This is a genomic window from Rhizobium sp. P2_G9, from assembly GCF_056403475.1.
Genome location: NZ_JBFUFK010000037.1, coordinates 40341 through 61788 on the forward strand (window position 1 = coordinate 40341; position 21448 = coordinate 61788).

Annotated in this window: 23 protein-coding genes; 14 read left to right on the forward strand and 9 right to left on the reverse strand. The window is 60.4% G+C overall.

Annotated features, from left to right (window positions below):
* Positions 1-2: 2 nt before the first annotated feature.
* Together AC1DYF_RS26905 and AC1DYF_RS26910 are read left to right on the forward strand one after the other, a co-directional pair.
* Positions 3-584: a histidine phosphatase family protein gene (locus tag AC1DYF_RS26905; RefSeq protein ID WP_477880184.1), complete on the forward strand. Its 582-nt coding sequence runs from the start codon at positions 3-5 to the stop codon at positions 582-584.
* Between the two features lie 122 nt (positions 585-706).
* Positions 707-940: a hypothetical protein gene (locus AC1DYF_RS26910; protein ID WP_477880186.1), complete on the forward strand. Its 234-nt coding sequence runs from the start codon at positions 707-709 to the stop codon at positions 938-940.
* Here AC1DYF_RS26910 and AC1DYF_RS26915 read toward each other — a convergent pair whose 3' ends face one another.
* Positions 941-1375 (reverse strand): DUF1284 domain-containing protein, encoded by a 435-nt coding sequence (locus AC1DYF_RS26915; RefSeq protein WP_477880188.1) that lies wholly within the window; start codon positions 1373-1375, stop codon positions 941-943.
* Positions 1376-1406: 31 nt separating this feature from the next.
* A complete protein-coding gene (locus tag AC1DYF_RS26920; protein ID WP_477880190.1) occupies positions 1407-1994 on the reverse strand; it encodes a biotin transporter BioY in 588 nt (195 codons plus the stop codon).
* A gap of 260 nt (positions 1995-2254) precedes the next feature.
* Here AC1DYF_RS26920 and AC1DYF_RS26925 point away from each other — a divergent pair, with 260 nt between their 5' ends.
* The 7 genes from AC1DYF_RS26925 to AC1DYF_RS26955 all read left to right on the forward strand — a co-directional run bounded on the left by AC1DYF_RS26925 (position 2255) and on the right by AC1DYF_RS26955 (position 9049).
* Positions 2255-2884: a hypothetical protein gene (locus AC1DYF_RS26925; protein WP_477880191.1), complete on the forward strand. Its 630-nt coding sequence runs from the start codon at positions 2255-2257 to the stop codon at positions 2882-2884.
* Entirely contained in the window at positions 2853-3305 is a 453-nt protein-coding gene (locus AC1DYF_RS26930; protein ID WP_477880193.1) for a hypothetical protein, read from the forward strand. Before AC1DYF_RS26925 ends, AC1DYF_RS26930 begins: the two co-directional genes overlap by 32 nt.
* Positions 3306-3447: 142 nt before the next feature.
* The gene (locus AC1DYF_RS26935) at positions 3448-4374 is read left to right on the forward strand and encodes a histone deacetylase family protein (RefSeq protein WP_477880195.1); all 927 of its coding nucleotides are present in this window, start codon (positions 3448-3450) and stop codon (positions 4372-4374) included.
* 2 nt (positions 4375-4376) lie between these two features.
* Positions 4377-4631: an exodeoxyribonuclease VII small subunit gene (locus tag AC1DYF_RS26940; protein WP_477880197.1), complete on the forward strand. Its 255-nt coding sequence runs from the start codon at positions 4377-4379 to the stop codon at positions 4629-4631.
* Between the two features lie 210 nt (positions 4632-4841).
* Positions 4842-6779, forward strand: coding sequence for a methyl-accepting chemotaxis protein (locus tag AC1DYF_RS26945; protein WP_477880199.1), 1938 nt, complete (start codon positions 4842-4844; stop codon positions 6777-6779).
* Between the two features lie 230 nt (positions 6780-7009).
* Positions 7010-8020, forward strand: coding sequence for a DUF4424 domain-containing protein (locus tag AC1DYF_RS26950; RefSeq protein WP_477880201.1), 1011 nt, complete (start codon positions 7010-7012; stop codon positions 8018-8020).
* A 21-nt stretch (positions 8021-8041) separates the two neighbouring features.
* Complete coding sequence (locus tag AC1DYF_RS26955; protein WP_477880203.1) at positions 8042-9049, forward strand: DUF4424 domain-containing protein; 1008 nt, start codon at positions 8042-8044, stop codon at positions 9047-9049.
* 42 nt (positions 9050-9091) lie between these two features.
* Here the strand turns inward: AC1DYF_RS26955 and dxs are convergent, their stop codons facing one another.
* Positions 9092-11002: a 1-deoxy-D-xylulose-5-phosphate synthase gene (dxs, locus tag AC1DYF_RS26960; protein WP_477880370.1), complete on the reverse strand. Its 1911-nt coding sequence runs from the start codon at positions 11000-11002 to the stop codon at positions 9092-9094.
* A gap of 191 nt (positions 11003-11193) precedes the next feature.
* Positions 11194-12387: a serine hydrolase domain-containing protein gene (locus AC1DYF_RS26965; protein WP_477880204.1), complete on the reverse strand. Its 1194-nt coding sequence runs from the start codon at positions 12385-12387 to the stop codon at positions 11194-11196.
* A gap of 251 nt (positions 12388-12638) precedes the next feature.
* Between AC1DYF_RS26965 and AC1DYF_RS26970 the strand changes: the two genes are divergently transcribed.
* Positions 12639-14213, forward strand: coding sequence for a glycosyltransferase family 39 protein (locus AC1DYF_RS26970; RefSeq protein ID WP_477880206.1), 1575 nt, complete (start codon positions 12639-12641; stop codon positions 14211-14213).
* On the opposite strand, the gene AC1DYF_RS26975 is transcribed toward AC1DYF_RS26970, so the two are convergent.
* Complete coding sequence (locus tag AC1DYF_RS26975) at positions 14191-15114, reverse strand: pirin family protein (protein WP_477880208.1); 924 nt, start codon at positions 15112-15114, stop codon at positions 14191-14193. The two genes, AC1DYF_RS26970 and AC1DYF_RS26975, sit on opposite strands and share 23 nt — an antisense overlap.
* Positions 15115-15206: 92 nt before the next feature.
* On the opposite strand from AC1DYF_RS26975, the gene AC1DYF_RS26980 reads away from it, so the two are divergent.
* Positions 15207-15950 (forward strand): TlyA family RNA methyltransferase, encoded by a 744-nt coding sequence (locus tag AC1DYF_RS26980; RefSeq protein WP_477880210.1) that lies wholly within the window; start codon positions 15207-15209, stop codon positions 15948-15950.
* Positions 15947-17197, forward strand: a complete 1251-nt coding sequence (locus tag AC1DYF_RS26985) for a class I SAM-dependent RNA methyltransferase (protein WP_477880212.1) — start codon at positions 15947-15949, stop codon at positions 17195-17197. The genes AC1DYF_RS26980 and AC1DYF_RS26985 overlap by 4 nt, the downstream gene beginning before the upstream one ends.
* Here the strand turns inward: AC1DYF_RS26985 and AC1DYF_RS26990 are convergent, their stop codons facing one another.
* Genes AC1DYF_RS26990 through AC1DYF_RS27000 form a run of 3 tightly spaced genes read right to left on the reverse strand, consistent with a single transcriptional unit; the run spans position 17198 to position 18537 of the window.
* On the reverse strand, positions 17198-17542 hold the full coding sequence (locus AC1DYF_RS26990) for a type II toxin-antitoxin system YafQ family toxin (protein WP_477880371.1): 345 nt from the start codon (positions 17540-17542) through the stop codon (positions 17198-17200).
* Positions 17472-17729, reverse strand: coding sequence for a type II toxin-antitoxin system RelB/DinJ family antitoxin (locus tag AC1DYF_RS26995; RefSeq protein WP_477880214.1), 258 nt, complete (start codon positions 17727-17729; stop codon positions 17472-17474). The genes AC1DYF_RS26990 and AC1DYF_RS26995 overlap by 71 nt, the downstream gene beginning before the upstream one ends.
* 52 nt (positions 17730-17781) lie before the next feature.
* Positions 17782-18537: a crotonase/enoyl-CoA hydratase family protein gene (locus AC1DYF_RS27000; RefSeq protein WP_477880216.1), complete on the reverse strand. Its 756-nt coding sequence runs from the start codon at positions 18535-18537 to the stop codon at positions 17782-17784.
* A gap of 268 nt (positions 18538-18805) precedes the next feature.
* Here AC1DYF_RS27000 and AC1DYF_RS27005 point away from each other — a divergent pair, with 268 nt between their 5' ends.
* Entirely contained in the window at positions 18806-19801 is a 996-nt protein-coding gene (locus AC1DYF_RS27005; protein ID WP_477880218.1) for a transporter, read from the forward strand.
* 38 nt (positions 19802-19839) lie between these two features.
* A complete protein-coding gene (locus tag AC1DYF_RS27010) occupies positions 19840-20799 on the forward strand; it encodes a DUF4424 family protein (RefSeq protein ID WP_477880220.1) in 960 nt (319 codons plus the stop codon).
* On the opposite strand, the gene AC1DYF_RS27015 is transcribed toward AC1DYF_RS27010, so the two are convergent.
* Complete coding sequence (locus tag AC1DYF_RS27015; RefSeq protein ID WP_477880222.1) at positions 20800-21399, reverse strand: short chain dehydrogenase; 600 nt, start codon at positions 21397-21399, stop codon at positions 20800-20802. It abuts the gene before it with no gap.
* Positions 21400-21448 lie beyond the last annotated feature (49 nt).

Sequence of the window (21448 nt, forward strand, 5' to 3'; positions counted from 1 at the left end):
CCGTGACCACTTACATCATCCGTCACGGCCAGACAGCCTGGAATGCTGAATATCGCCTGCAAGGCCAGCAGGATATACCGCTCAACGAGACCGGCCGTTACCAGGCAACCGAGAACGGCATTGCGCTGAAGCGGGTCGCCGGCGACCTATCCCCCTATCATTTCGTTTCGAGCCCGCTTGATCGAGCGCGTGAGACGATGGAGCGCGTCCGGATCGCCGCCGGGCTCGAGGCCAAGGGCTACAGCATCGACGCGCGCCTCAAGGAGATTTCCTTCGGCGACTGGGAGGGCTGGACCAATGCCGAGATCGCCGCGACGGAAGCAGACCGGGTCGAGGAACGCGAAACCGGCAAATGGGATTTCATTCCACCGGGCGACAATGCCGAGAGCTACGAAATCCTGTCCTGGCGGGTCGGCTCCTGGCTGAAGGAGATCGACGGGCCGACGGTGGCGGTCTGCCACGGCGGCGTCATCCGCTGTATCTTCAAGCTGACAGGCGCGCTCGACAAGCAGGAAGCCGCCCGGCTCGATATCCCCCAGGACAAACTGTTGCGCTATGCCGATGGCAAGCTGGAATGGCTCTGAGCCCGTAGCTTCCAACTTTTATTGGGGGCATCGCCGCCACTTCAGATCTTCGTTTGCGATCCCCCGAATTTTTCTCATGATCCTCATGAAGCGCACTGCCGCCTATAGAAGGAGAGGAAGCAATGGGGAAATTTACGGGGATCGCGATGCTGGCAGCGCTGGCGGCGTGGAGCTTTTCAAGCACTGCGCAGGCACGCATGAACGAGGACGAGTGCGCCGAACAGGTCGCGCAAGAATGCGGACCGATGCCGCTCACCAAATGCTTCGACGATCAGAGCATGTGGGACAAGATTGCGCCGGAATGCACCAGCTATGTGCAAACCAATCTGGAAAACGCGAACGACGCAAACCAATGATCAGGAGCGCGCGGGCGTAAACAGCTTCGTATCGGCAAAGCCTTCCGCGACGATGGCCGTGCAGAAATCCTTCCACCCACAGTTTTCGCAAGCCCGCCGAATCGCGCCGCCGGCAAATTCCTGACGCATGATCGCAACATGTTCGCGGTCGAGCACGAAGGGTTCGCCGGAGCCGAGTGGGATCAACTGCTTGACTGCATCACTTGCGAGCAGGTCGACGTCCAGTGTCGAAGGCGTGGAACAATCGTGGTTGCATGTTTTATGGCCCTCCTCCGTCAGCCCGGCGCAGATATCGTCCGGTCCATCGACGAGAATCACCGGACGGCCTCGGCCGATCTCGTCTACCAGTGCCGTCATGTTGTCGACGAAAGCCGGTGTGTAGCCATAGCCGCGATAGGTCAGGATGCACAAAAAATGATGCCCGCGCAAACGCACGGGCATCGCATCCGACAGATTGTCTGGAAGCTCAGAGGCTGGCAAGGTTGGAAGCACCCTTGATGACACCCTTGCCGATCAGGGCAGCGAGCGCGAGCTTGAGCAGATCGCCGAGGATGAACTGATAGAGACCGGCCTTCAACGCATTATCGAAACCGATGAGATAGCCGAGGACGGCGACGCCGAGGGCGAAGACGATCACTTCACCGACGAAGAGCGTTGCGATCATGCCGAGCCAGGTCTTGGTCACGCCGCGATCAGCCATGAACCCCATGACGGCGGCGGCGAAGAAGAAGCCGACGAGATAGCCCGACGTATACGGCTTGGCGATCAGTTCCGCCAGGTTGGCATAGCCGGTATAGACCGGAAGGCCAACCGCGCCTTCCAGCAGATAGAGCGCCACGGCGGCGGCGGCGAGACGGAAACCGAAGGTGACGCCGATCAGCATGACGGCGAGCGTCTGCAACGTCATCGCAACCGGGTAGAAGGGCACGGCGATCTGCGACAGGACAGCCAGGAAAATGCTGCCAAGCACGGTGATCACGGCCTTGCGCGCCAGCGTGCCTCCAACAATGTTTTCCAGGGTTTGAGCGCGGGATGCGAGGGCGGCCTGAGCCATACGGAGTGCTCCTTCATTAACGAAATTCAACCATCTGTCCCGCACCTGCTAAATGTTGTCAATCCATCGTGCGGCAATGCTAATCGATTTTGCGCAATCGACGATGCGGCTTCTGTTGACAGAGATCGGTCACGACCGAACCCTGTACGCCCGGCGCGAAGATGCAGCAGCTTCGCTCGAATCCAAGGGACATCATTTGTGATCGCTTCCCCGCGTGCTATCGTTGATGCGTTGTACCACGGATAAGACAACCCAACTGGATGACCGGTAAGCAGGATATAGATAAGGCGGCGCTTCTTGAAGCGTTCGATCGCCTCGGCACTGCCTCGATTGAGCACGGGACGATGATCGACATCATGGTCTATGGCGGATCGGCCCTGATGTTCGCTAGCAATTTCAGGTTCGCCACCGGCGATGTAGACATCGCCCCCTTGGGAGAAGCACGGCCCGCCTGGTTCGAGGACGTGGTCTCGCAGATCGCTGCAGATATGGGATTCGTGGAGAAGGAGAATTGGCTGAATGACGCAGTCGACTTTCATCTCAGCCGACTGGCGACAAAGGAAGGCGATCACTGGGAATATGGAACTTTTCCACGCGGCGGCGAGACGGCCGGCCTCAGAGTGTTTGTCCCGACCGCCGAATATATGCTGGCGCTCAAACTGAAAGCCATGCGGGTTTTGGACCCTTCGAAAGGCCCCCAGGAAAAAAGCGATATACAAAACCTCTTGTTCGTCAACGATGTTCGCGATGTCGACACGGCGATAGGCATTCTCGGAAAATATTTTCCCGTGTCCGCCAAGCACGAAGACAAGCGCTTCCTGCTGAAGCAATTGTTCAGTTTCGACAGAAAGGACGAGGATGCGCCCGTTTACCCTACGCGAGGTTTCTGAAAGGGTTGCCAGCGGCGAAGATCCGGTGAAGGAATTTTCCGAATTCCTGGACCACTTCTACGATCGGGCAACCCAGTCTGAAATGGTCGCCTGCCTTGCAGATGCGCCGGTGATTCTCGAAGACGAAAAATTGAACGCACTCTATGCCGCCGCGACGGATTACCTGTCAAAAAGGTACCGGCTTGGCACCTTGCCGGGCTGGATCGGCGAGCCGGTTCGAACATTGCGAGAACCCTGGTTTACCTCTTCCGACGAAAACATTCGTGAATATTTGACGTTTACATCCCCGGCCGAATTCCGGTCACGAAATATTTTTACCGAGGCGGCACCGCTGCGACGGGCGAGGACATGGCAGGCTGAGCAGCGGCTGGCCACGTCCGGTAAGCCGCAAGCCGAAACATCGAAGCTTAAAATCAGTTGAACCAGCTTCCGATTCGGGTTCAGTTTCCCGCCGGTAAGTGCTAACGGCTTGGCGGTTACTACGATCTCGAACCGGCGAATATTGTCGACAGCTGGCCTTGCTGTCCATCACCGGGTTTGCCGCGCAAGGGATATAGAACGTCATGACAACGCGTCTCTACGAACATTCCGTCTTCCTGCAGCACCAGGTTCCCGAAGGCCATCCAGAGCGGCCGGACCGGCTGCGCGCGCTCAACGCGGCGCTCGAACATCCGCATTTCGCTGCGCTCGAGCGCGTCGAGGCACCGACGGCGAGCGAAGACGCGGTTCTGCTTGCCCATCCGGAGGAGCACCTGTTCGCGGTGATGCGCGCCATGCCGGAAGAGGGCGTCAAACAGATCGAAGCCGACACCCATGCCGGCCCCGAAAGCCTGAAGGCAGCGCTAACGGCCATCGGCGGTGCGATGATGGCCGTGGACGACGTCTTTTCAAGCAAAGCGGACAACGGCTTCGTTGCCGGCCGCCCGCCGGGCCATCATGCCGAGCATGACAAGGTGATGGGCTTCTGCCTGTTCAATACGGTCGCCATCGCCGCCCGGCATGCGCAGAAGACACATGGGGTCGAGCGGGTCGCGATCATCGATTTCGACGTCCATCACGGCAACGGCACGCAGGACATCTTCTACAAGGATCCGAGCGTGCTCTACTGCTCGACGCATCAGATGCCGCTCTATCCCGGCACCGGCGCCAAGGATGAAACCGGTGTCGGCAATATCGTCAACGCGCCGCTCAGGCCCTATGCCGAAAGCCATAATTTCCGCGAGGCGGTCATGAGCCGCGTTCTGCCGGCGCTGGAAAACTTCCGCCCCGACCTCGTCATCCTGTCGGCCGGCTTCGACGCGCATCACCGCGATCCCCTGGCCCAGATCAATCTCGTCGGCGACGATTTCGACTGGATCACCGGCAAGATGATGGAGGTAGCGGGCAAATATGCCGGCAACCGCCTCGTCAGTGTCCTGGAAGGCGGATATGATCTCGAAGGGCTGGCCGAATCGGCTGGTCTGCATATCGCGCGACTGATGAAGGGTTGACTATGACGGGTGCACCGGAACGGGCCGAGGTTTCGAGCCTCTCTTTCGAACAGGCCGTGGCCGAACTGGAGCAGATCGTCACCCGCCTCGAACGCGGCGACGTGGCGCTCGACCAGTCGATCGAGATCTACGAGCGTGGCGAGGCGCTGAAGAAGCATTGCGAAGCGCTGCTCAACGCTGCCGAGGCGCGAATCGAAAAGATCCGGCTCGACCGCAACGGCAAGCCGGCCGGTACGGAGCCGCTGGACCAAGGATAGCAATCCGTCTCTTCCGGCATTCCAGGGGTGACGGATAGCAACCGTTAGTCACCCGCCTTCGCTATCCGGGCCGAAAATCTCCCGCAAAGCGCGAATCATCCGGGTAATTCATCCCTGCCCCGGACAATTGCGGCACCGAACTGATGATTGACAGTTCATTAAGCATGCCTTGCTAAATTTCGTGGCACATACTTTATTGTGGGGACGAGCATGGCATCCATTCAGCGTAAAATCATTGTTGCAAGTGTGGCTATTTTTGCGCTGGCGGGCGGTGCAACGGGCGTGGGCATGTGGGCGGCGTCCACGCTCAGCGACAACGGCGCCGACGTCACGCGCTCGGCGCAGGTGCTCAGAAATCATATGCAGGCCGACATGATGCACGATGCCCTGAGGGCCGATGTGCTGGCAGCCATCCTCGCCGCTAATCCGGCCGCGGGCATCTCCGCTGATCAGGTCAAGGCGGACCTCAAGGAGCATGTTGCCTCGTTCCGCGACATGATCGCCGCCAACAAGACGCTTGCCGCCGACAAGGCGACGCAGGATGTGGTCGCCGGCATCGAGCCGCCGTTGCTCGTCTATATCGACAGTGCCGGCAAGATGGTCGACCTCGCAGGCAAGGACCCGCAGGCGGCGCTGAAATCGCTGCCGGACTTCATGAAGCAGTTCTCGACGCTCGAAGGAGTCATGGAACAGGCCGGCGACGAGATCCAGAAGGTCTCGGAAAATGTTTCCAGCCAAAGCGCTGCCATGCAGGCCAGCATCAGTCTGCTGCTCAAGATCATTCTCGGCGTGACGGCGCTGTTTTCGATCGGCCTCTACCTGCTGATGCGCAAATCGGTCACCGGGCCGATGCTGGCGCTCTCCAACGACATGCGGCGACTTGCCGACGGCGAGACCAACATCAATTGTACCGGCATCGGACGGGCCGACGAGATCGGCAGCATGGCGGCGACGGTCGAGGTGTTCCGCCAGGCTGCCATTGCCAAGAAGCAGATGGAACAGGACGCGGAAGGCCTGCGCCAGCAGGCCGAGGCCCAACAGATCACCACGCGCCGGCAGACGGAAGAAGATGCTTCAGCGCGGCTTCGCGCTGCGACGTCAGGCCTTGCGGCAGGGCTGAAGCGGCTTGCCGACGGCGATCTCGCCTTCCAGCTCGACGAAGCCTTTGCGCCGGATTTCGAAGCGCTGCGGCATGATTTCAATAGCTCGGTGCGGCAACTGGGTGACACCATGCTGGCGATCTCCACGGGCATATCGGCGATCGATAGCGGCACACGCGAAATCTCCGCCGGCGCCGGCGACCTCTCCAAGCGCACCGAACAGCAGGCCGCCGCGCTTGAAGAGACGGCGGCGGCGCTCGATGAGATCACCGTCAACGTCACGAATTCCAGCAAGCGCACCGAAGAAGCGCGGACCGCTGCGACTGAAGCCAATCAGAGCGCCGGACACTCCGCTCAGGTCGTCTCGCAGGCCGAAGAAGCAATGCAGCGGATCGAGAATTCCTCGCAGCAGATTTCCAACATTATCGGTGTGATCGACGAGATCGCCTTCCAGACCAACCTCCTGGCGCTCAATGCCGGCGTCGAAGCAGCGCGCGCCGGCGAGGCCGGCAAGGGTTTTGCGGTCGTCGCCCAGGAAGTGCGCGAACTGGCGCAGCGCTCCGCACAGGCAGCCAAGGAGATCAAGGGCCTGATCCGCAATTCCTCGACCGAGGTCGAAGGCGGCGTCAAGCTGGTGCGCGAGACGGGCATTGCGCTCAAGACGATCGGCGAGCAGATCGCCGGCATCAACCAACATATGCAGGCGATCGCGACATCGGCCAAGGAGCAGTCGACCGGGCTGGCGGAAGTCAACACGGCCGTCAATTCCATGGACCAGACGACGCAGCAAAACGCCGCCATGGTCGAAGAATCGACCGCCGCTTCGGCGACGCTTGCCCAGGAAGCCGCAAAGCTTCGCGACCTGATCGCCCAGTTCAAGCTCCGCCATGCCGCTGCCGCGCCGGTCGCGGCACTGCGGCAGGCCGCCAGGGCCATGGCGGAGCCGGCACGTCCGGCCGCCGCCGTCAGGCATGCGCCGGCACCCGCGCCGAAGAAGGTCGCGTCGGGCGGCGGCGCTGCCGCGTCGGATAGCTGGGAAGAATTCTGAGACCGATCGGTCTCCCCCGTTCCTAAATAGCCCCGACCATTTTCGGGGCTATTGTCTTTCATGAAGACATTGAGTTGACCCTGTCATGAACCGTCCCTAAACCATGTCGCGTGAACAAGAATTCACGCGACATGGTTTAGCTATTTGTTTGCGCATGTCTTTTTCGCGAAACCGCCGCACACTTTCGTGAGACATGCATCGGCCGGCGGCAAGACAAGCAGGAGGACGATATGAACCGCACGGCCCTGACCCTCGCGCTGATCGCAAGCCTCGGCGCGGCAAAGGCTTTCGCGAACGACACCACCGCCGAACTCAAGACCGGCGGGCTGGAATTCACCCATAGCGACGACATTACCATGCAGGAGGAGAAGCTTTACATTTCTCCGAAACAGGTGACTGTCGACTACGTCTACCGCAACACGTCCGACAAGCCTGTCGACACTTACGTCGCCTTTCCGATGCCCGACATCGAGGGCAGCCTCGATCCGATGATGGATGCCGGCGACACGTCGAGCGACAATTTCCTCGGCTTTTCCGTGGTCCAGGACGGCGCTGCGATCACGCCCAGCCTGCAGCAGCGTGCCTTCTGGCGAAATATCGACGTTACCGACGTGCTGCTGGAGCAGCATGTGCCGCTCAATCCGCTGAGCGACAAGACAGCCTCTGCGCTCAAGGCGCTGCCAAAGGCGGCGCTGAATGATCTCGTGGTGCGCGGCCTGGTCTATGCTCAGACTTCAGGCGACGGCACGGACCAGCAGACGGACTGGGTGCCGATGTGGACGCTGAAATCCAGCTATTTCTGGAAGACTACCTTTCCCCCCGGCAAGGACGTACATGTCTCGCACAAATATAAGCCGAGTGTCGGCGGCACCGTGGCGATCACCTATCTTGATGAGAACAACCAGCCGCAGGGCGAGCGGTACGACGAATATGTGAAGAAATACTGCGTCGACGACCCCTTCAACAGGATCGCGCAAAAATCCCAGAAGGCGATGCAGGACCAGCAGCCCTATCTCGTCGAACACTGGATTTCCTATGTGCTGAGCACCGGCGCCAACTGGTCGGGTCCGATCGGCAAGTTCACGCTGATCGTCGACAAGGGTGATCCGAAGAATTTCGTCAGCTTCTGCGGCATCGGTGTGAAAAAGACTGGTCCGACGACGTTCGAAGTTCATGCGACGGACTTCACGCCGGAAAGGGATCTGGATATCCTGCTGCTGACCCCTTCGAACTACCAGTGAGGGCTGCTTCGGGAGGCAAGCATGATCAGAATTTCCTTGTTCGCAGTGGCGCTCGGCCTCAGCGCCGCTCCGGCCTTCGCCAATGACACGACCGCCGAGCTCAAGACCGGCGGTCTGGTTTTTACCCGCAGCGGCGATATTGAGATGCAGCAGGAGACGCTGTTCATTTCGCCAAAGGAGGTGCGTGTCGACTACGTCTTCCGCAACACCGCCAAGGTGCCGGTCGAGACCTATGTCGCCTTCCCGATGCCCGGTATAACCGGCAGCCCGGACAGCATGGTCGACGCCGGCAATACGGCGAGCGACAACTTTCTCGGCTTTTCTGTCGTGCAGGACGGCGTGGCAATCAAGCCGAACCTGCAGCAGAAGGCCTTCGTCGACGACATCGACATGACCGATATCCTCAAGTCCGACAAACTGCCGTTCAATCCGCTCGGCGACGCGACAGCCAAGGCGATCAAGGGTCTGCCGAAGACCGCGATCGAGGAGCTTCTGTCGCGCGGGCTGGTGATCCCCTACACTTATGGCAGCGGCTCGGACGAAAAGACCGATTATGTGCCGGTCTGGACGCTGCAATCCGCTTATTGGTGGAAGACCACCTTCCTGCCCGGCAAGGACATTCGCGTCTCGCACAAATACCGTCCGAGTGTCGGCGGTACGGTCGCCACGACCTTCCTCGATGCGGACAACCAACCGAAGGGCGAGCGCTGGGACGAATATGTCCGGAAATACTGCGTCGACGACGTGATAGCGAAGCTTGCCCGGCAATCCAACGATGACATGAATGCCAACAAGCCGCATCTGGTCGAGAACTGGATTTCCTATGTGCTCAGCACCGGTGCCAACTGGGAGGGGTCGATCAGCAAGTTCAAGCTGATCGTCGACAAGGGCGACGCGGCCAACTATGTCAGCTTCTGCGGCAAGGACTTGAAGAAGACCGGGCCGACCACGTTCGAGATGAATGCCACGGATTTCACCCCGGAACGGGACCTCGATATCTTGCTGCTGACGCCGACACAGGCACCATAGGCATCACGGCGCAATCGCGCATCAGAATTCCTTGGTAAAAGGTCAGCCGGCGACGCCGAGACCGACACCCTTTTCGCCGAGCATGCCGAACACGGTCTTGACGATGCCCTTGCGGTCGAGGCCCGCCATGGCGTTCATCGCCTCGGGCTTGGCCTGGTCCATGAACGTGTCGGACATGACCAAAGGGCGGACCTTCAGCCGGCCGTCGAGATAACCTTCATGCGCCAGCATATGCAGGACGTGGGCACCGAAGCCGCCGATTGAGCCTTCTTCCACCGTCACCAGCACTTCGTGATGCCGGGCGAGCTGGCGAATGAGATCCAGATCGAGCGGCTTGGCGAAGCGGGCATCGGCCACCGTGGTCGAAAGACCGGCTGCATCGAGGTCTTCCGCCGCAAGCAGACAGTCTCCAAGACGGGTGCCGAACGAGAGCAGCGCCACCTTGCTGCCCTGCTTGACCACCCTGCCCTTGCCGATTTGCAGGATTTCGCCGCGCACCGGCATTTCGACGCCGACGCCCTCGCCGCGCGGATAGCGGAAGGAGATCGGACCACCGTCATAGGCGGCTGCCGTGCGGACCATATGCTTGAGTTCCGCCTCGTCGGCCGCTGCCATCACGACGAAGCCGGGCAGCGTCGCAAGATAGGTGGTGTCGAACGAGCCGGCATGGGTGGGGCCGTCGGCACCGACATAGCCGGCGCGGTCGATGGCAAAGCGTACCGGCAGGCTCTGGATCGCCACGTCATGCACGACCTGGTCATAGGCGCGCTGCAGGAAGGTAGAGTAGATCGCCGCAAAGGGTTTGTAGCCATCGGCGGCGAGGCCGGCGGCGAAGGTCACCGCATGCTGTTCGGCAATGCCGACATCGAAAATGCGCTTCGGGAAGATCTCGGCAAACTTGTCCAGGCCGGTGCCATTCGGCATGGCGGCGGTGATGCCGATGATCTTTGGATCGAGTTCGGCCTCCTGGATCAGTGCCTCGGCGAAGACCGAGGTGTAGGACGGTGCGTTCGGCTTGGCCTTGGCCTGGGCGCCGGTAATGACGTCGAACTTGTTGACGCCATGATATTTATCGGCGGCTTCCTCAGCCGGCGCATAGCCCTTGCCCTTCTGGGTGACGACATGGATCAGCACCGGGCCATTGCCGTTGTCGCGGACATTGCGCAGCACGGGCAGGAGATGCTCGAAGGAATGACCATCGATCGGGCCGATATGGTAGAAGCCGAGTTCTTCGAACAGCGTGCCGCCGGTGACATAACCACGTGCATGCTCGACGGCGCGGGTGATGGCGCGGTCGATCTTCTTGCCGAGATAGGCAGTGAGCTTCTTGCCGATCTCGCGGAAACCGAGATAGGTGCGGCCCGAGGCGAGCCGCGCCAGATAGGCGCTCATCGCGCCGGTGGGCGGAGCAATCGACATATCGTTGTCATTGAGGATGACGATCAGCCGCGCGTCGAGCGAGCCGGCATTGTTGAGCGCCTCAAAGGCCATGCCGCCGGAGAGCGCCCCGTCGCCGATCACGGCGATGACATTGCGCTTGGACTGGTCGAGCTCGGCAGCCACCGCCATGCCGAGGCCAGCGGAAATCGAGGTCGAGGAATGGGCCGCACCGAAGGGGTCATATTCGCTCTCAGCACGCCGTGTGAAGCCGGAGAGCCCGCCTTCCTGCCGAAGCGTGCGGATGCGGTCGCGGCGACCGGTGAGAATCTTGTGCGGATAACACTGATGGCCGACATCGAAGATCAGCCGGTCGTCGGGCGTATTGAACACCTTGTGAATGGCGATGGTCAATTCGACGACACCCAGGCCGGCGCCGAGATGGCCGCCGGTGCGCGACACGGCATCGATCATTTCGGACCGGAGCTCGGCGGCCAGCTGCGGCAGGTCCTTGTCGTCGAGTTTCCGGAGATCCTCCGGATAATTGACTTGATCGAGAAGCGGCGTCTGCGGCATTGAGCTCACGGTTTATCCTGTCCACCGGACCTTTTTGACATCCGATGCTATTTATCTGTCCTGTCGTCCTTTTCAACCGCAAAGGACGCAGAAATTAAGGCATAGGGCGCCAGATTACAGACAATCTCCATCGAGGGCAAAGGTAAATGCCTCATTTTTCAGTGATTAAACCGTTTTGCACGGCGTTTTGTTCAAGATGATGTCAAGGCGTCGCGAACCGCCCTCACCGCGGCAAGCGAGAGCTTCGTGCGCTCCGGATTGGTGAAATCGGGCCAGGTTGAAAGCTTTACGGCGGTGAATTCTGCAGCCTGGTCCATGTAGAGCATCTGGCCGAAGACGCCTCGCGCCAGCAGCACCGGTCGGTCGACATCCTCGATCCAGAATTGGTTGTGATAGGCGCCATTCGGCAGCGTGACACGGTAATCGCCGGTGAACAGTGGATGCCGGCCGCCATTGCGGGTCTCGGCCACCCATTCGGACGGTACGATCTGGCGGCCGTTGAACGCGCCGCCATGGGTGATCATGTCAGCGAACCGGCCATAGTCGCGAAGCGTCGCGTTGAAGCCGCCGCAGGCGAGCGCATAGCCGGCCGAATCGACGGTGAATGACGCATCCTCACCGGCGCCGAGCGGAATCCAGAGTTCCTCGCTGACGAGTTCGGCCAACGGCTTGCCCGACACGCGCTGCAGGATGAAGGCCAGAACGTCGGTCTCGATCGATCGGTATTGGAACAGCGCTCCGTGCGGCCGCTCGCTCTCCTCGAGCGACAGGATGAGCTGCCACACTGTTTCGGGCCAATGATCGCCCTTGCGCTCCTTCCAGCCGCAGGCGGCGTCGAGCCAGGCACAGTGCGAATCGACTGCTGTGTAAGTCTCGTCGAAGATCACGCCGGTGGTCATGTCGAGCACCTGCTGCACGGTGGCACCGCGATAAGCCGTCGCGTCCAGTTCCGGCAGATAATGCGTCACCGGTGCTGCGGGATCGACAAGGCCGCGATGGATGAGAATGCCGGCGACCGCGCCCGTCACCGACTTGCCAACCGATTGCGACAGATGCAGCGTGTGCGGCCGCATGCCGTTCAGATAGGTTTCGGAAACGATCCTGCCCTTGTGCAAGACGAGAAAACCGTCGGTGAAGGTCTCGTCGAGGAATTCGGCGATCGTCCAGGCTCTGCCGTCGTGGGGGAAGCCCAGGCCGCCTATCTCCTGATGCGCTTGCGGCAAGACCGAAGCAGGCTCCGCGCCACGCCAGACCTCGGTCGTCGGTACGAGGTCGCGGACATTGAGAAAGCTCCAGCGATTATAGGGCGCGCGGTCCCATTCGGCTCGAGGAATCATCGGCGCGCCCGGATTCTTCGGATCGCGGAAGGAATATTCACTCGTCATCTGTACCTCCGTCGTCTACGACGCTCTGATCCTAAAACGTTTTGCGCGCAACGAGGAAGCGGTCACGGCGAAGAAGGCGGATTGGAACCCTGAGCCTTTGCAAAAAATTGCTTTGCGCCGCGAAACAGGGCACAGGGCTTGCGAGTTTGCGCGATCATGGATCTGCCGTCCCAAGATCGCCGGAATCCTTCGGGAGTTTCGACACCAACGGCGAATTCTTGAGACTTCATTCCTATCCGAGGTGCGATTTCGTGACGGCAGAGAAGACAGGACAGCAGTTCAGGACGATCATCGAGCGCTATTTCTGGCTATTCGTCCTGTTGATCCTCATCGTTGGGCTGCTCTTCCGGTTGCCGGGGATAGGCAGCCGTTCGCTCTGGATCGATGAACTCTATACCGAATGGTTCTCTTCCCAATCGTTCACCGTACTCTGGCACGAGGTGCCGTTCTACGAGACGCATCCACCGACTTACTATACCTTGCTGAAGCTCTGGAGGATGCTGTTCGGCAATTCCGAACTGGGCCTCAGAAGCCTGTCGCTTACGGCCAGCCTGGGGACGATCTTCGCCATCGCGATATCGGGCCGGTTGACCCGGTCGGGGTGGATCAGCGCAAGCGTCGGCCTGCTCGGCGCGGCGTTCCTCGCCGTCAACTATGCCAGCATCCGCGAGGCGCAGAATGCCCGCCCCTATGCGCTGCAAATGCTTGCGGCGACGGTCGCCGTGGTGGCCGCAATCGTGCTGGTCGAGCGGCTTCGGCAAGCCAAGACTGTCAGGCCCGTCAATATCTGGATTGTGCCGGCACTCGTCCTCGGCGTCGCGGGCGGTGCAGCGCTCTGGCTGCACAATACCAGCTTCTTCATCGACATGGGTATCTGGTGCGGGCTGATCCTGTCGCTTATCTTCACGCCAGCCGAACAGCGGCTGAGGAATTTCGTTATTTTCTGCGCCGCGGGTGTGCTGGCCCTGATGGTCTTTGCACCCTATGCGCCGCTGTTCCTCATGCAATCGCGTGCATTCTCCGGCCTGGCCTTCTGGCTCGAACCAAAGCCGCGTGATCTCTACAGTGCCTGGATGCTGTTTCTCGGATCGCACTGGTTCGCAGTGATACTCTCGCTGGCACTTCTGACGCTTGGCCTTTATCGTCTCGCCAAAGGCGCGCCAGCGCAGGCGGTGCTGGCGGCAGTCATCCTGCTGGTGCCGCTTTATGCCATGCTGGCCTTCACCTTCTGGGTGAAGCCGGTCTATATCCAGCGCCTGTTCGCCTGGACAGTGCCGCTCGGCTTCCTGGTGATCGCCTTCGGCATTCTATCGGCAACGCGTGCGGCATGGCTCCGGCCGTTGCTCGCCATTGTGGTCTTCGCTTTCCTTATACCCACTGCGGCGCTGGACTTCAGCAAGCCGATCGACGATTGGAAGTCGCTGATGGCGATCATCGCCCGTGACGCCCAGCCTGGCGACATCGTCATCGCTACGCCCGCGGAAGGCGTTATCGCCGTGGATTATTATGCAAAGCGCCAGGCGCATTTCCCGCCGGTGGTCTGCATTCCCGGCTGCTATCCGCAGCGCAACCTGCCACGCGTCTATGGCAGCAATCTGGGCGCACCGAAGATCATTCCGGCGGATACGGCGCTGGTCGACCAGGCACTCAAGTCGCATGGCCGTGTCTGGCTGGTCCAGGTATCGGTGGCACTCTACGATCCGGCCGGCATCATCAAGAACAAGATTTTGGCGTCCCGCAAATTCGTGCGCTACTACGGCAATTCGCTCGCCAAGATCGAGCTATATGACCTGCCATCCGGCATCACACCGCCGGCAAAGGAATGAATTCCGCCTCGTCGCCCGGGACAATGTCGAACTTGCCGGTACGCCATTCCTCCTTGGCCTGCTCGATGCGTTCCTTGGAGGAGGAGACGAAATTCCACCAGATATGGCGCTTGGAACCCAGTGCCTCGCCGCCGAACAGCATGACATGGCAAGGCTCGTCGCCGGTCACCAGGTCGACCGTGTCGCCAGGCCGGAAAATCAGCAATTGATCGGCCTCGTGGCGAATGCCAGAGACGGAAAGCGAACCCGACAGGATATAGGCCGCACGCTCCTCCTGACCGGCGTGGAAAGGGCAAGCGGAATTGGGTTCTATACGCAGATCGACATAGAGTGTCTCTGACGGCACGGGCACAGGCGAGACCAGACCTTGCCACTTGCCGATCACCACACGGCCGGAAAAACCGCGATCGGAAAATTCCGGCAGTGTCTCGATGCTCGCATGATGGAAGCGCGGATCAATTTCTTCATGGCCATCCGGCAGAGCCAGCCAGGTCTGCAGGCCGGACAGCGCGAATTCGGTGCCGCGCAATTCCTGTGGCGTGCGTTCGGAATGGACGATGCCGCGGCCCGCAGTCATCAGGTTGACGTCGCCGGGCTTGATCACCATGCCGGTGCCGAGGCTATCGCGATGCGTCATCTCGCCATCGAACAGATAGGTCACGGTCGACAGCCCGATATGCGGATGCGGTCGCACATCGACCGCCTGACCCGGTTTGAGGACGGCCGGCCCCATGCGATCGAAGAAGATGAACGGCCCGACAAGACGGCGCCGGGAATTCGGCAGGGCGCGACGGACCTCAAAATTGCCGATATCGGAGGTGCGCGGGATGACCAGCAGCTCGACCTGATCGGCCGCATCATGATCGCCCGCTTCGGGATCGACGCCGGGGAAGAAGGACATGGCTGACTCCGTTGAAAGTCGTCGATATTCGATAGCCGATCATGGCACAGATCGTTATGAGTTTGAAACCGTCGAAATTATCCAGGAAAGAAATGCCCGACCTCATCCGCCTCGACCAGCTTCTGACCCGGCGCGGCCTGTTCGACAGCCGGTCGCGGGCGCGAGACGCCATCGACCGGGGAACGGTGACGGTCGATGACAAAGTGGCGAGCAAGGCCGGAGCGATGGTTTCGTCGGATGTGGAGATTGTAATCGATGATCCGGCGCAAGCCTATGTCTCGCGGTCGGCGCTGAAGCTGATTGCCGGGCTCGATCATTTCGGGCTTTCTCCGGAGGGCTATGATTGTCTCGATATCGGCGCCTCCACCGGCGGCTTTACACAGGTGCTGCTGGAGCGGGGCGGAGCGCATGTGGTTGCCGTGGATGTCGGCCATGATCAGCTTGATGAGCGACTGCGGGGTGATGCTCGAATTACCAATCTCGAAGGCGTCAATGCGCGGGCACTCGACCTCGCCCACCTCGGAGGAAGGGAAATCCGGGCGGTGGTTTCGGATGTCTCGTTCATCTCACTGAGGCTGGCGCTGCCGCCGGCGCTGGCGTTTGCGGCATCCGGCGCGTGGTGCGTCTTGCTGGTCAAGCCGCAGTTTGAAGCGGGGCGCGAGGCGATCGGCAAGGGCGGCATTCTCAAAGACCTAGCGCTCGGCCCGAAAATTGCCGAAGACATGGCCGGTTGGTTGAATTCGCTTGGCGGCTGGCAAGGCCTCGGTGTAATCCCCTCCCCGATTTCCGGCGGCGACGGAAATTTCGAATTCCTCCTGGCCGGACGCAAACAATGAGCACAGAGACCGTCACCATCCAATCCATCGGCGCCGAAGGCGACGGCATTGCCCACAGCGCTGACGGTCCGGTCTATGTGCCCTTCACCCTGCCGGGCGAGGAGGTGGCGATCGCGCGGGTGAAAAACCATGGCACGGCGATGTCATGGAGCACGACCTCGCCCGAGCGCGTGCCGCCACGCTGTCGGCATTTCGGTCCCGAGGGCCTTGGCGGCGCCTGCGGCGGCTGTTCGCTGCAGCATTGGACTGACCAGCCCTATCAGGACTATAAGCGCAATCTCGTCGTCGAAGCGCTGAAGGCCAAAGGATTAGAGACAGAGGTCGCGCCGCTCGTGGCATGTTCTCCCGGCGAGCGGCGGCGTGTGACGATGACCGGCCGGTTGACCGACAAGGGCGTGCTTCTCGGCTATATGCAGGCCGGCAGCCATCACATTGTTCCTGTCGAGGAATGTCCCATCGCCCATCCGAGCTTGGTTTCCCGGCTGCCAACGGTGCGGCGGCTGGCATCTGCGCTTGCATCAGGGAGTGAACCTTTTCGCGTCACCGTGCAGGCAACGACGTCGGGCCTCGACATCAATTTCACCGATCTGCGCAAGATCGACGCGAAGAAGCGGCAAGCCGCGGTCGATCTGGTGCTGAAGGAAAAGGGCATCGCCCGGCTGTCGATCGCCGCCGAGATCATTGTCGAACCACAGAAGCCGATTACCGATTTCGGCGGCGTGCCGGTCGTGCTGCCACCCGGCAATTTCATGCAGGCGACGCTCAGGGCCGAAAACGCCATGGCCGAACTGGTCATCAGCCATATCGGCAAGGCCAAGCGCGTCGCCGACCTGTTTGCCGGCATCGGCACGTTTTCACTCAGGCTCGCCCGCAAGACCGCGGTGCATGCGGTGGAATTCGAGGCACCGGCGCTTGCCGCGCTTGATCTTGCCGCCCGCAACAGCCAGGGCTTGAAGCCGGTCACCATCGAACGTCGCGACCTCTTCCGCCGGCCGATGCAGCCTATGGACCTCAAGCAGATCGATGCGCTCTGTTTTGACCCGCCCCGTGCCGGGGCGGAAGCGCAATGCCACGAACTTGCTCGTTCCAAGGTGGGCCGCATCGCCGCCGTGTCGTGCAATCCGGTGACGCTGGTGCGTGATTTGTCAATCCTGATCAGTGGGGGCTACAAGCTTAGATCAGTGACGCCAATCGACCAGTTTCTCTGGTCGTCGCATGTCGAGGCGGTGGCGCTGCTGGAGCGGTAACTATTCAACGAACAAGTCGGCATGCGACCCTGTTCGTGCCAGAAGCAATTCGTTGGCTGATATCCGATAGATTAACAACCAATCCGGTTCAATGTGAAGATCACGATATCCGCTCCATGCACCTTTTAGCGGATGATCCCGAAATTGTGCCGGCAACTCTTGCTGGTTGATCAACAGCAGCAGAGCGGAGCCCAGCTTATGCAGGTCTTTGCCACGCTTTTCGATACGTTTCAGATCGCGCTTGAATTGCGTGGATCGGACTGGCGTCAGTACTTCAAATTCCCAAATCCTTGAACAAGGCCTCCGCTGAATCGAAGCGCTTACCCTTGCCCTCTTCCAACTCAGCTATCGCCGCACGTGTCGCTGCATTTGGTGTCTTGATCGGGAACGGAAACTCCTCATCCGCAGCAATCCTTACCAGAAGCAGCCTTATCGCATCAGAGACGGAAAGGCCCATGCGCGCCAAAGCTTCAGTCGCTTTTTCCTTGGTAACGGAATCGATCCTGGCGCGAACCATAGTGTCAGTAGGCATAGAAAACTCCTTGTAGCTACAATGTAGCCACCGATGCAAATAATCTCAAGCCCTACTTCTTCTTATTCACGAACGCCTGGAAGGCCTCCATCGCCTCGCGCGATTGAAGCTGGCTGTTGAAGTAAATCGTCTCATCCTCCATCCGCGCATGGATTTCGCCGATCGAGCCCTTGAGAAGCTTGCGGGTGATCGCCAGGGCTTTGCGCGGCTTGGCGGCGAGTTCGGAGGCAGCGGCTAGCGTCGTGGCCTCCAAGTCGTCCTCGCCGATGATTTTCCAGACCAGTCCGGCTTCGCGTGCCTCCTCGGCCGAAAAGCCGACGCCGGCGGCGAACATGGCATAGGCGCGCTGCTGGCCCATGATGCGCGGGCCAAGCAGGCTCGACGCTGCTTCCGGTACCAGCGCCAGATCGGTGAACGGCGTGCGGAAGAAGGACCGCGGCGTCGCAAAGGTCAGGTCGCAATGCAGGTTGAGTGTCGTACCGATGCCGATAGCCAGCCCGTCGACGCCGGAGAGCAGCGGCTTTTCGAACATCGGCAGCTGATGAATGAAGCCGTGGACCTCCTTGGCAAGCGATACATCCTTGGCGATCGCCATGAAGTCGGCCAGGTCGTTTCCAGCGGAAAAACTGCCCGGTACGCCGAAGAACACCGCCGCCTTGATTTCGTCATCGGCATTGGCCTCCATCAGTGCCAGCGTCATCGCCGCATACATGGAACGCGTGATGGCGTTCTTCTTATCGGGGCGGTTCATGCGGATGACGATGACACCGGGATGCGCCTCGGGCCGTTCGATCACGATTTCAGACATTCTCTCTTCCCTCACCCGTTTGCTCCTTGCGGCGCTGAGCGCCGGCATCCCGATTTCGCTGACATCTCCGTCAGCAGGATATCGGGAAAGTGCGACACGTTTATCATCCTCATAGGCTCGCCTTCCGCAAGCCTTCCGCGTAGAGACGGATAACGATTGGTCATTCAGAGCATGCCGAAGATGCGACTCCATGTCTTGTTGCCCTGTTGCACAACTGTCATAAAGCGGGTCTAAGGCTTCCTAAAATTCTGCTCAGCGGGCACCCTACATGGAACTTGCTGTTTCCAATATTCCCGGTTTCGTCTGGGCACATCGTTTCCATCCGAGCGCGGGGCAATCCGAGCGGATGTCGCCGACCTGTACGATGCGTGACATCAAGGTCAATGAGGGCTTCGTCTGGCTGCATCTCGGCCTTTCCGATGCGCGCGTGCCTGCCTTTCTAGAAAGTCTGCCGGACCTATCCATCGAAGCGGTCCAAGCGCTCACCAATCGTGACCCGCATGCGGCGCTGTCGCTCTCTGCGGATCTCATCTGCGGCACGCTGGTCGATTTCCAGCGCGGCTTCGATGAAATGACCTCGGAGATCGGCTGGCTGCACTTCGCTGTCACCGGCAATCTGATCGTGACGACGCGGCTGCATCCACTGAGAAGCATCGACCATGCGCGGGCGTTCGTCGACAAGAGCACCAAGATTCGCAGCCCACTGGATGTTCTGGCTGCTCTGGTGATCGAATTCCAGCGTACCGTCATGGCGATCGTGCTGGAAATCAACGAAGAGCTGAACATTATCGAGGATTTCGTCTACGAAGGCGCGCAGCGCGACGAAAGTCCCAGGTTGGCGCCGGCACGCCGGACAATCATCAAGCTTCACCGGCATCTGCGCACGGAGATCGCGCTCCTGCGGCGCGCCGTAGCCGCCGACGAAGACGAGGTGCCGGACGGTTTTCAGGACATGGCACAGCGCTTGACGGAGCGGATCGAGACTGTCGAGCGCGACGTCTATTCGCTGCAGGAACGTGCCCGGCTTCTGCACGAAGACATCGATTCGCGCGGCCAGGCAGAGACGAACCGGCACCTCTACATCCTTTCGCTCGCGACCGCCTTCCTGATGCCGCCGACCCTGGTGACCGGCTTTTTCGGCATGAACACGGAAAACCTGCCGTTCTCGCACTCGGCGAGCGGCACGATCCTCGCGATGATTGTCATCGTCATATCGATCGCATTGGCCTGGATCGCACTCAAGCGAGCGCGTATCCTCAAGTAGCGTCTTTGCGCCGATCCGATTCCAGATGGGAGACCGGAATGCTGTTCCGCCGATTGACACTGGCCGCCCTGTTTCTCGCCGGCCTGTCTCCACAAGCCTTTGCCGATGACGGGCTGGCCGCATTCCGCAACGGGGCGCTGGTGTTCGGGCAATCCCATACGATCACGATGAGAGCGGAAACCCTGACACTATCGCGCTCGCTGATCACGGCCGACTTCCAGTTCGTCAATACCGGCGACAAGGCCGAGACCGTCACGATCGCCTTCCCCCTGCCCGACATGAATACCGCCGACAATGACGGCCTCTACATTCCGGTCGAGGACAATGACAACTTCGTTGGCTTCACCACGGTGGTCGATGGCAAACCGGTCAAGCATGGGCTGGAACAGCGCGCCTTCGCGCCCGGCGGCAAGGACGTAACGGCTGAATTGAAGGCCGCGGGCATTCCACTTGTCCGACCCTATGGAACCTATCTCGACCTGTTGCCGACCTTGCCGAAAAAGACCTTGGCCAAGCTTGCCTCTATCGGCGCCGTGGCCGGCACGGAAGGCGATTTCTCGCCGCAATGGGTAACGAAGAGCAAGTTCTTCTTCGATCAGACATTCGCGCCCGGCAAGGTCGTGCACATCGTCCACAGCTACAAGCCGTCGCTCGATACGTCGAACATGTCCTTCTATTCAGGCGACATGAAGCCGGAGCCCGACCAGATCCGGCTCTATTGCCTCGACAAGAATGTTCAGGCCGCCGTAAAGGCGTTGGAGGCCAGGAAGACCGGCGACTATGCCTATGCCGCGCAATTCTCGCTGTCCTATATCCTCTCGACCGCGCGGACCTGGGCCGGGCCGATCGGCGATTTTCACCTGATCATCGACAAGGAGAAGCCGGAGGCGATGGCGCAATTCTGCGTCAAGGCGCGCCAGATCTCGCCGACGCGCTATCAATTCGACGCCAAGAACTATGTGCCCGATCGCGACCTGGACCTCGTCTTCTTCGAGTGATCAGTAACCGATCTTGTAGATCTTGCCGGTATCGGCGCCTTCAACGCCACGCGCGAAGGCAAGCGCCACATCGGCCACCGGCACCGGCTTGAAGCCGGGGAAGAACGGACCATAGTGCTCCATCGCTTCCTCGAATACGGTGGCACTCACCGCATTGATGCGGATGCCGCGCTTGAGTTCGATGGCGGACGAGATCACGAAGGAATTGATCGCGCCATTGACGAGGCTGGCATTGGTACCGGCCCGGATCGGCTCATCGGCGAGAATGCCGCTGACCAGCGTGAGCGAGCCGCCGTCATTGAGATAGTCAGCGCCGATGATCACCAGATTGACCTGGCCCATCAGCTTGTCCTTGATGCCGATATCCATCTTGTCTGGCGTCATCTCCGCGAGCGGCCCAAAATGCGCCTTGCCGGCGGTGAAGACGACCGCGTCGACCTTGCCGACCACCTCGAACATCGCCTTGATGCTGGCTGGATCCTTGACGTCCACCTTGACGCTGCTGCTGCGCGAGGCGGCGATCACCTCGTGGCGCTTGGATAGCTCGGCAACCACGGCCGAACCGAGGAGTCCGGTTGCACCGACGACCAGAACCTTCATGACATTCTCCTTCCGAATTCTCCCGCGCATTTGCGGATAGATGCCTGTT

Bases quoted from the DNA above. Each gene is read 5' to 3' on its own strand.
- AC1DYF_RS26945 (WP_477880199.1), top strand. From the start codon at position 4,842: ATGGCATCCATTCAGCGTAAAATCATTGTTGCAAGTGTGGCTATTTTT.
- AC1DYF_RS27015 (WP_477880222.1), bottom strand. From the start codon at position 21,399: ATGAAGGTTCTGGTCGTCGGTGCAACCGGACTCCTCGGTTCGGCCGTG.
- AC1DYF_RS26955 (WP_477880203.1), top strand. From the start codon at position 8,042: ATGATCAGAATTTCCTTGTTCGCAGTGGCGCTCGGCCTCAGCGCCGCT.
- AC1DYF_RS26920 (WP_477880190.1), bottom strand. From the start codon at position 1,994: ATGGCTCAGGCCGCCCTCGCATCCCGCGCTCAAACCCTGGAAAACATT.
- AC1DYF_RS26940 (WP_477880197.1), top strand. From the start codon at position 4,377: ATGACGGGTGCACCGGAACGGGCCGAGGTTTCGAGCCTCTCTTTCGAA.
- AC1DYF_RS26980 (WP_477880210.1), top strand. From the start codon at position 15,207: ATGCCCGACCTCATCCGCCTCGACCAGCTTCTGACCCGGCGCGGCCTG.
- AC1DYF_RS26985 (WP_477880212.1), top strand. From the start codon at position 15,947: ATGAGCACAGAGACCGTCACCATCCAATCCATCGGCGCCGAAGGCGAC.
- AC1DYF_RS26975 (WP_477880208.1), bottom strand. From the start codon at position 15,114: ATGTCCTTCTTCCCCGGCGTCGATCCCGAAGCGGGCGATCATGATGCG.
- AC1DYF_RS27000 (WP_477880216.1), bottom strand. From the start codon at position 18,537: ATGTCTGAAATCGTGATCGAACGGCCCGAGGCGCATCCCGGTGTCATC.
- AC1DYF_RS26910 (WP_477880186.1), top strand. From the start codon at position 707: ATGGGGAAATTTACGGGGATCGCGATGCTGGCAGCGCTGGCGGCGTGG.
- AC1DYF_RS26930 (WP_477880193.1), top strand. From the start codon at position 2,853: ATGCGCCCGTTTACCCTACGCGAGGTTTCTGAAAGGGTTGCCAGCGGC.
- AC1DYF_RS26995 (WP_477880214.1), bottom strand. From the start codon at position 17,729: ATGCCTACTGACACTATGGTTCGCGCCAGGATCGATTCCGTTACCAAG.
- dxs (WP_477880370.1), bottom strand. From the start codon at position 11,002: ATGCCGCAGACGCCGCTTCTCGATCAAGTCAATTATCCGGAGGATCTC.
- AC1DYF_RS26925 (WP_477880191.1), top strand. From the start codon at position 2,255: ATGACCGGTAAGCAGGATATAGATAAGGCGGCGCTTCTTGAAGCGTTC.
- AC1DYF_RS27005 (WP_477880218.1), top strand. From the start codon at position 18,806: ATGGAACTTGCTGTTTCCAATATTCCCGGTTTCGTCTGGGCACATCGT.
- AC1DYF_RS26965 (WP_477880204.1), bottom strand. From the start codon at position 12,387: ATGACGAGTGAATATTCCTTCCGCGATCCGAAGAATCCGGGCGCGCCG.
- AC1DYF_RS26935 (WP_477880195.1), top strand. From the start codon at position 3,448: ATGACAACGCGTCTCTACGAACATTCCGTCTTCCTGCAGCACCAGGTT.
- AC1DYF_RS27010 (WP_477880220.1), top strand. From the start codon at position 19,840: ATGCTGTTCCGCCGATTGACACTGGCCGCCCTGTTTCTCGCCGGCCTG.
- AC1DYF_RS26950 (WP_477880201.1), top strand. From the start codon at position 7,010: ATGAACCGCACGGCCCTGACCCTCGCGCTGATCGCAAGCCTCGGCGCG.